The organism is Alicyclobacillus kakegawensis NBRC 103104 (assembly GCF_001552655.1).
GTDB lineage: Bacteria > Bacillota > Bacilli > Alicyclobacillales > Alicyclobacillaceae > Alicyclobacillus_G > Alicyclobacillus_G kakegawensis.
In genome coordinates, this window is sequence record NZ_BCRP01000014.1 from 72936 (window position 1) to 80080 (window position 7145).

Genomic DNA, 7145 nt, shown 5'->3' on the forward strand with positions numbered 1-7145 from the left:
TCCTCCATTTCCGCAGCGACGTCAGTTGGTTCGAGAATACCAAACACCGGTGCGGCCGGCAATGGGGCGCCGTGTCCAACAGAAAACGGCGCCCCATCGGACGCCGTCCTGGTTGCCGCCTCCGCGCCTCGCTGCCTCACACGGCGACGCGCGCGCGGCCCTCAATCAGCTTCAAAAAGTACTGGTGCAGCCGCGTATCGTCGGTCAGTTCCGGGTGGAACGACAGCGCCATGAGGTTGCCCTCGCGCACTCCCACCACCCTATCCTGATAGCGCGCGAGGACGGTCACACCCTCGCCCACCTCGGTCACGTGCGGCGCTCGGATGAACACCGCCGGAAACGGCTCCTCGCCGATCTCCGGGATGTCCAAATCCGCCTCAAAGCTCTCCCGCTGCCGGCCGAACGAGTTGCGGTCCACCTCAATGTCCATCAAGGACAGATGCGGCTCTTCCCCGCCGTGAATGCGCTTGGCCAAAACAATCATGCCGGCGCACGTGCCAAACACGGGGAACCCGTCCGCCGCCAGCTCCCGAATGGGCTCAATCAAGTGGTACTCGCGAAGCAGGCGGCCAATGCTGGTGCTCTCCCCGCCCGGTATCACCAGGCCGTCGAGGGAGTCGAGGTGTTCCACCTTTTTCACCAGCACCGTCTCGGCTCCGAGTGATGAGAAGATCCGTTCATGTTCGCGAAACGCGCCCTGCAGAGCGAGTACACCGACTTTCATCGCAACCAACCTCGGTTCTGGAAAAAATGTAGGTCTCACACTGCGGCCGTTTACCAGCCGCGCACCGCCATCCGCTCTTCGTCACGCAGGGTATTCAAATCGATGCCCTTCATCGCGGTGCCAAGCCCCTTGGACAACTCCGCAATCAGCTCGTAATCCTGGTAGTGGGTGGTCGCCTGGACAATCGCCCGCGCGAACTTCTCCGGGTTCTCCGACTTGAAGATGCCGGACCCCACAAACACCCCGTCCGATCCCAACTCCATCATCAGCGCTGCGTCCGCCGGCGTGGCGACGCCGCCTGCGGCGAAGTTGACCACCGGCAGCTTGCCGAGGCGGTGCACCTCCAACAGCAGCTCATAAGGCGCACCTAGGTTTTTCGCTTCCGCCACCAGCTCGTCTTCCGACATCGCCTGCACCTTGCGAATCTGCGCCTGCATCATCCGCTGGTGCTTGACCGCCTCCACGATGTTGCCTGTGCCAGGCTCGCCCTTGGTGCGAATCATCGAGGCGCCCTCGGCAATCCGCCGCAGGGCTTCACCAAGGTCGCGGGCGCCGCAGACAAACGGCACCGTGAACTCCCGCTTGTTGATGTGGAACTTGTCGTCCGCCGGCGTCAACACTTCGCTCTCGTCGATGTAGTCGACGCCCATCGCTTCCAGGACGCGCGCTTCCACAATGTGCCCAATCCGGCACTTGGCCATGACCGGAATCGACACAGCCTTCATGACTTGCTCGACTATCGTCGGATCCGCCATGCGGGCCACCCCGCCAGCCGCGCGGATATCCGACGGCACCCGCTCCAAGGCCATGACGGCGCAGGCGCCGGCCGCCTCCGCAATCTTCGCCTGCTCGGGCGTCACCACGTCCATGATAACGCCGCCCTTCTGCATCTCAGCCATGCCGCGCTTGACAACTTCCGTGCCCGTCTTGGCCATCGAACAGACCTCCCCTTCTCGTTGTGGACCGAACTCTGGATGCGTCAGCCAGACTCAGACCGGCTACATCGTCCCTTGCCGATCCGCCCGTTCTTTCTTCATTTTACGCAGATAGGAGCGCGTCATAAAGAACGCGCCCGCGAGAAACAGGACCACAAGGATGCTGCACACGATGAAAGACCCCATCAGCCACCACGGCATTCGGCATCGCTCCCATCCACCCGGTCATGTCCATTATAACAAGCCGGGCGTCGACGCGGCGCGAAGGCTCTTTCACAGACGGTGCGCCAAGCTGCTCAGCCAATGCCCGACGCTGCGCATCAAGCGCGTCAGCCAGCTCGCCTTGCCGTCGGCCTCCGTCGCGACCACCGGAGTCTCGGCCAGCGTCTTGCCGGCCACAACGTATTTCAGGGTGCCGACCGAAGCGCCTTTGGCAATCGGGGCGGACAGTTCGTTTGCCTCCAGCTCCAACGTTCCGCGCGCCCCCTTGGGGATAGACGCAACCAAATCGCCCTTCGTCGCCACCGTCAAGCGCTCGCTCTTGCCGTTTTCCACATAGACGGTTTGCGCCAAGGTTTTGCCGGCCGGAGCCGCTTTTTCCTCGACGAAGTTCTGGAATCCCCAGTCCAGCAGCTTCTTCGTATCCGCAAAGCGGGCAGCGTCGGACGGATCGCCCATCACGACGCTGATCAACCGCTCTCCGTTACGTTCGGCGGTGCCCACGAAACAGTAGCCGGCGGCGCTCGTGTACCCGGTCTTCAGCCCGTCCAAGCCCGGGTACCGACCGAGCAGTTGATCGGTGTTGTTCCAGGTGTTGTTCTTGCGGACGGTGACCTTGGGCTCCTTGGTAAACGTCAGGACGTTGGGATAATGGGTGAGCATGTAACGGGCCAACACCGCCAAGTCGCGGGCGGTGGTATAGTGATTCTTCTCCGTCAATCCGTCCGGATTCATATAATGGGTATGCGTCATTCCGAGTTTTTGCGCCTGCTCGTTCATCATGCGCACAAAGCCGGCCCTGTTGCCGCCCAAATCATCAGCCACAGCGACCGTCGCGTCCGCCGCCGACAGCACCGCGATAAACTCCATCATGTCGCGCAGCGTGAAGTGCTCGCGCGGATCTAGGTAGGCGTTGGAAACATCCGGCGTGGTGGCTATTTTGTAGGCGTCCTCCGTGACTGGGACGATGTTGTTCCAGGAGACCTTTTTGGCTTTCACCGCCTCCAGAATCAACAACATCGTCATCAGCTTGGTGGTGGAGGCGGGCGCCCGTCGTTCATTCGGATTCTTGCTGTAAAGAATTTGACCGCTCGCCACATCCATCAAGACCGCCGATTTGGCGGCCACAACCGGCGCCTTGGCCGGCATGGCGACTGTCGTCGCAGCGACCGGGGACCCGCCTTTGGCCAGCGCCACCCCCGGGGCCGCGCAGCCGACCAGAAGAACGCCCGTCAACCCCAGCCAAACCGATTTTTTCAGCATCCTCGTCCTCACTGAGTCCCGAACCCCTCCCATCGCGATACAAACAGAATCAGTATAGCACAGGGTTGGGACGCCGAAGAATGGCGAATTTCGGAATATGACCGCCGATGGCGGGGCCCGCCCGTGTTGGCCTTTGTCAGATGCTGTAGTTGGGCGCCTCCTTGGTAATGTGCACGTCGTGCGGATGGCTCTCCCGCAGACCAGCCGCCGTGATGCGGATAAACTGGCCGTTCTCCTGCAAGTCGGCTATCGTCGGGGTGCCGCAGTAGCCCATGCCAGCCCGCAGGCCGCCCACCAGCTGATAGACGATTTCCGACAGCGGGCCGCGGTAAGCGACGCGCCCTTCAATGCCTTCTGGCACCAGTTTCTTCGTATCCTCCTGGAAATAACGGTCGCCGCCGCCTTCCTTCATCGCCCCGAGCGATCCCATGCCGCGGTAGACCTTGAACCGCCGGCCCTGGAAGATCTCCGTCTCGCCTGGGCTCTCCTCCGTTCCGGCAAACAGGCTGCCAATCATGACGACGTCGGCTCCCGCTGCGATGGCCTTGACAATGTCTCCCGAGTATTTGATGCCGCCATCGGCGATGATGGGAATGCCGTGCTGCCGAGCGGCCGTGGCGCAGTCGTAGACGGCCGTAATCTGGGGCACGCCGATGCCGGCGACCACCCGCGTCGTGCAGATGGAGCCAGGCCCAATCCCGACCTTCACAGCGTTGACACCCGCCTCAATCAGCGCCAGCGTCGCCTCCGCCGTGGCCACGTTGCCCGCGATGATTTGCAAATCCGGGTACTGCTTGCGCACCTGGCGCACAGCCCGCAACACCCCTTCCGAGTGCCCGTGCGCCGTGTCTATCACAATCACGTCCGCCCCGGCCGCCACCAGGGCAGCCACCCGATCCAACATGTCCTTGGAGGTGGACACCGCCGCCCCAGCCACCAGGCGGCCTTTGGCGTCCTTGGCCGCGTTGGGGAACTGCTTCGCTTTCTCGATGTCCTTGATGGTGATGAGTCCCTTGAGGACGCCGTGATCGTCCACCAGCGGCAGTTTCTCAATCTTGTGCTTCTGCAAGATCTCCTTCGCTTGCTGCAGCGTCGTCCCGACCGGCGCGGTGACCAGATGGCCGTGCGTCATCACCTCGCGCACCGGGCGGCTCAGGTCCGGTTCAAAGCGCAGGTCGCGGTTGGTGATGATGCCGACCAGTTTCCGATCCGGTCCGTCCACCACCGGCACGCCGGATATCCGGTACTTCGCCATCAACCGCTCCGCGTCCTCAATCGGGTGCTCAGGCGTCAGGTAAATCGGGTCTGTGATGACCCCGCTTTCGGATCGCTTGACTTTGTCCACCTCTTCCGCCTGCGCCTCGATGCTCATGTTCTTGTGAATGATGCCGATGCCGCCCTCACGCGCCATGGCTATGGCAAGCGCCGCCTCGGTCACAGTGTCCATGGCGGCGCTGGCAAGCGGAATATTCAAGCGAATGTCGGTCGTGAGTCGGCTGGACACGTCCACGTCCCTGGGCAAGACCTCCGACTTGGCCGGCACCAGGAGCACGTCGTCAAACGTCAGGCCCTCTTTCTGGAACTTGTTTTGCCACTTGCTGTCCACATTCATCCCCCCAACGTTTGGCAGCACGGATGCGCCGGACCCCCCCTCGGCCCAGCGCCAATGATGGTATAATTGCGGCTTGTCCCGTGGATATTACGCGTAGTATAGCAACCACCCATAGGAGTGTCAAACCGAAGATCATGGCAGACGGAAATGGACATTCGCAAACTCCAAAGCGAGGCGCTGAGCCTGCGCTTGCTGCGGCGATTGCATCCAGCCGCCGGACAGAGCCAATTGTATGCGGCGGCCTCCCGCGTAGCTTCGACAGCGCGCCAGGCGGTGCAGTTTGTCGACGGACTGGAGAGTATCCGCATCGAACTGGCCCCGCTCCTGCGCTATTATGAATGGTTACATTGGTTGAAGGCCCTCTTGTACTTGTTTGACCTTGAGTTTCCCCGCTCCACCGCGGTGTTGCAACATGGATTGTCGGTGCGCCGGCAAAAGCGGCGGGACTACCGGTGGCTGCTGGAGACGGTCACGGTGCACAAAGACGGAGTCCTGCAGGAGTGCGTGCGTCTGTTGCTGCCCGGAGGGCGACTGGAGAACCGCCTCATCGTCGGCGATCTGCTCGGTTCCCTGCCCGGCTTATCCGCCGTCATGAAGCAGTTTTACAAGCCATTCGTGCACGTGTTTGAACTGCGTCCGGCGGAAGGCGGGTGGTGGTTGATTGAGCGGGAGATTGCCGCCAGCCATTCGCTGACCGTCGGCGAGTGGCTCAATCGCTACCAATCGGGGCCCACGGTGCCGCCGTGCGCTCCCCGTCCCGCGGTCGATCCGCCCGGACTGCTGCACGTTCCGGCGCCACGGGCGGATCACCCGATGCGCAGGGAATTCGGGGGGCGCGTGTTTTTGCTGGACGGAAATCGCCACCCGGAGTGGATGGCTCACTACGGAATCCTGTATTCATTGTCCTCCCTGTGCCGCTACAATCCGGTGGAGTGGTCGGACATTGTTCTCTGGCAGAACGAGGTGGACGCGCTGATAGTCCGCGAGTATCTCGCCCTGCCCGAGATGCGGATTGATATTGAGGTAGAGCGACTGGAAGAAGGGGCAAGCGCCGTTCAATTTCGCACCCGCGAGGGGATGATGCGTTGACGAAGAACAGCGCTGTCCGGCAGACAGGCGGCAGGCCACCGGGATGGGCCGGTGTTTTCATCGGCTGGTGGCTTCCAAGATGCGGGCCAGGTTCCAAGCCGCCCTGTACAGAAGCGTGTCCGTCTCGGCCAGCGCCTCAGCCAGCGTCATCGGAGCACGTGTGATGGCGGAAAGACTGACGAATTCGGTGCGGAGCAAGTCCCATCCATCGCCCAGGGAAGCGGACAACAGCACCGGACGAACGCCTGCCTCGCGCGCCATGCGGGCCACAAGCACGGGCAGTTTGCCACGCAGCGTCTGGGCGTCGCTTCTCCCTTCCCCGGTGATGGCCCAATCGGCACCGCAGAGCGCCTGCGGCAACCCGGCCGTCTCGGCTATCAACTGAGCGCCGGAGGCCATGCGCCCACCCAAGATCTGCAACGCAAAGCCGAGGCCACCGGCCGCGCCGGCCCCCGGTCGGCGTGCAAATCCCTCCTCCAGGCCAGGAGCGGCCGCCCGATATTCTCGATGGGCCTGCTCCACCATCTCGGCATAGCGCGCCAGCGCCTTGTCCAGGCGCTCCACCTGCTCATGGGTCGCGCCCTTTTGCGGTCCAAACACCACGCTCGCGCCGCCCGGTCCACATAGCGGATTGTCCACGTCCGACGCGATGCAGATGTCACTTTCCGCCAGTCGGGCATCCAGCCGATTCAGCCGCACCTCGGCGACCGTGGCGACCCCGCGTCCGGTAGGCTCCACGGGCCGCCCGGAGGCGTCAAGAAACACCGCCCCCAACGCCTGCAGCATGCCCAGCCCGCCGTCATTGCACGCGCTTCCACCAAGACCGATGATGAACCTGCGATAGCCGGCGTCCAGGGCAGCCCGCATCGCCTCCCCGAGGCCATAACTGGTCGTCTCCTCCGGGTCTTTCTCATTCTCGGCGAGCATGGGCAATCCGCAGATGTTGGCCACTTCCAGCACGGCGGTCTCCCCGTCGCCGAGCACACCATACACAGTTTCCACCTGTGACCGCCTGGGTCCACATACGGAAATCCGCTCCAGGCGCCCGCCGGTTGCCGCGACCAGACTCTCGACCGTCCCTTCGCCTCCATCGGCCATCGGCACCTGGACCAGCTGCAAATCCTGCCGATGCGCCTCGGCCCATACGTCTTGGAAAGCCTTGGCGATCCCGTCCGCCACAGCGCCGGCCGTGAGGCTCCCTTTGAAGGAATCTGGTGCAATCACGATTTTCATGCTATACCGCCCGCCCCCCGAAAAAGTCCATATGAAACGGTTTCACTCCGCAATGGTACCACAACAAAAA

At 62.8% G+C, this 7145-nt stretch carries 7 protein-coding genes; 1 reads left to right on the top strand and 6 read right to left on the bottom strand.

Annotation, left to right across the window (positions count from 1 at the left end; translation table 11 throughout):
* Nucleotides 1-136 precede the first annotated feature (136 nt).
* From pdxT to guaB, 5 genes are all read right to left on the bottom strand, one after another.
* Nucleotides 137-724 carry a pyridoxal 5'-phosphate synthase glutaminase subunit PdxT gene (gene pdxT / locus AK2_RS11535; RefSeq protein WP_067934504.1) on the bottom strand — a complete coding sequence of 196 codons (588 nt, stop codon included), beginning with the start codon at nucleotides 722-724 and terminating at the stop codon, nucleotides 137-139.
* 50 nt (nucleotides 725-774) lie between these two features.
* Nucleotides 775-1659, bottom strand: a complete 885-nt coding sequence (gene pdxS, locus AK2_RS11540) for a pyridoxal 5'-phosphate synthase lyase subunit PdxS (RefSeq protein ID WP_067929503.1) — start codon at nucleotides 1657-1659, stop codon at nucleotides 775-777.
* 63 nt (nucleotides 1660-1722) lie between these two features.
* Nucleotides 1723-1860 carry a hypothetical protein gene (locus tag AK2_RS16925; RefSeq protein WP_157067195.1) on the bottom strand — a complete coding sequence of 46 codons (138 nt, stop codon included), beginning with the start codon at nucleotides 1858-1860 and terminating at the stop codon, nucleotides 1723-1725.
* Nucleotides 1861-1932: 72 nt separating this feature from the next.
* Nucleotides 1933-3153 (bottom strand): D-alanyl-D-alanine carboxypeptidase family protein, encoded by a 1221-nt coding sequence (locus AK2_RS11545; protein WP_169794783.1) that lies wholly within the window; start codon nucleotides 3151-3153, stop codon nucleotides 1933-1935.
* A 124-nt stretch (nucleotides 3154-3277) separates the two neighbouring features.
* Nucleotides 3278-4747: an IMP dehydrogenase gene (gene guaB, locus AK2_RS11550; protein WP_245632888.1), complete on the bottom strand. Its 1470-nt coding sequence runs from the start codon at nucleotides 4745-4747 to the stop codon at nucleotides 3278-3280.
* A 153-nt stretch (nucleotides 4748-4900) separates the two neighbouring features.
* Between guaB and AK2_RS11555 the strand changes: the two genes are divergently transcribed.
* Nucleotides 4901-5842, top strand: a complete 942-nt coding sequence (locus AK2_RS11555) for a YaaC family protein (protein WP_067934509.1) — start codon at nucleotides 4901-4903, stop codon at nucleotides 5840-5842.
* A 57-nt stretch (nucleotides 5843-5899) separates the two neighbouring features.
* Here AK2_RS11555 and AK2_RS11560 read toward each other — a convergent pair whose 3' ends face one another.
* Nucleotides 5900-7075, bottom strand: a complete 1176-nt coding sequence (locus AK2_RS11560; protein ID WP_067934511.1) for a glycerate kinase — start codon at nucleotides 7073-7075, stop codon at nucleotides 5900-5902.
* Nucleotides 7076-7145: the final 70 nt, after the last annotated feature.

Bases quoted from the DNA above. Each gene is read 5' to 3' on its own strand.
- pdxT (WP_067934504.1), bottom strand. From the start codon at position 724: ATGAAAGTCGGTGTACTCGCTCTGCAGGGCGCGTTTCGCGAACATGAA.
- pdxS (WP_067929503.1), bottom strand. From the start codon at position 1,659: ATGGCCAAGACGGGCACGGAAGTTGTCAAGCGCGGCATGGCTGAGATG.
- AK2_RS16925 (WP_157067195.1), bottom strand. From the start codon at position 1,860: ATGCCGTGGTGGCTGATGGGGTCTTTCATCGTGTGCAGCATCCTTGTG.
- AK2_RS11555 (WP_067934509.1), top strand. From the start codon at position 4,901: ATGGACATTCGCAAACTCCAAAGCGAGGCGCTGAGCCTGCGCTTGCTG.
- AK2_RS11560 (WP_067934511.1), bottom strand. From the start codon at position 7,075: ATGAAAATCGTGATTGCACCAGATTCCTTCAAAGGGAGCCTCACGGCC.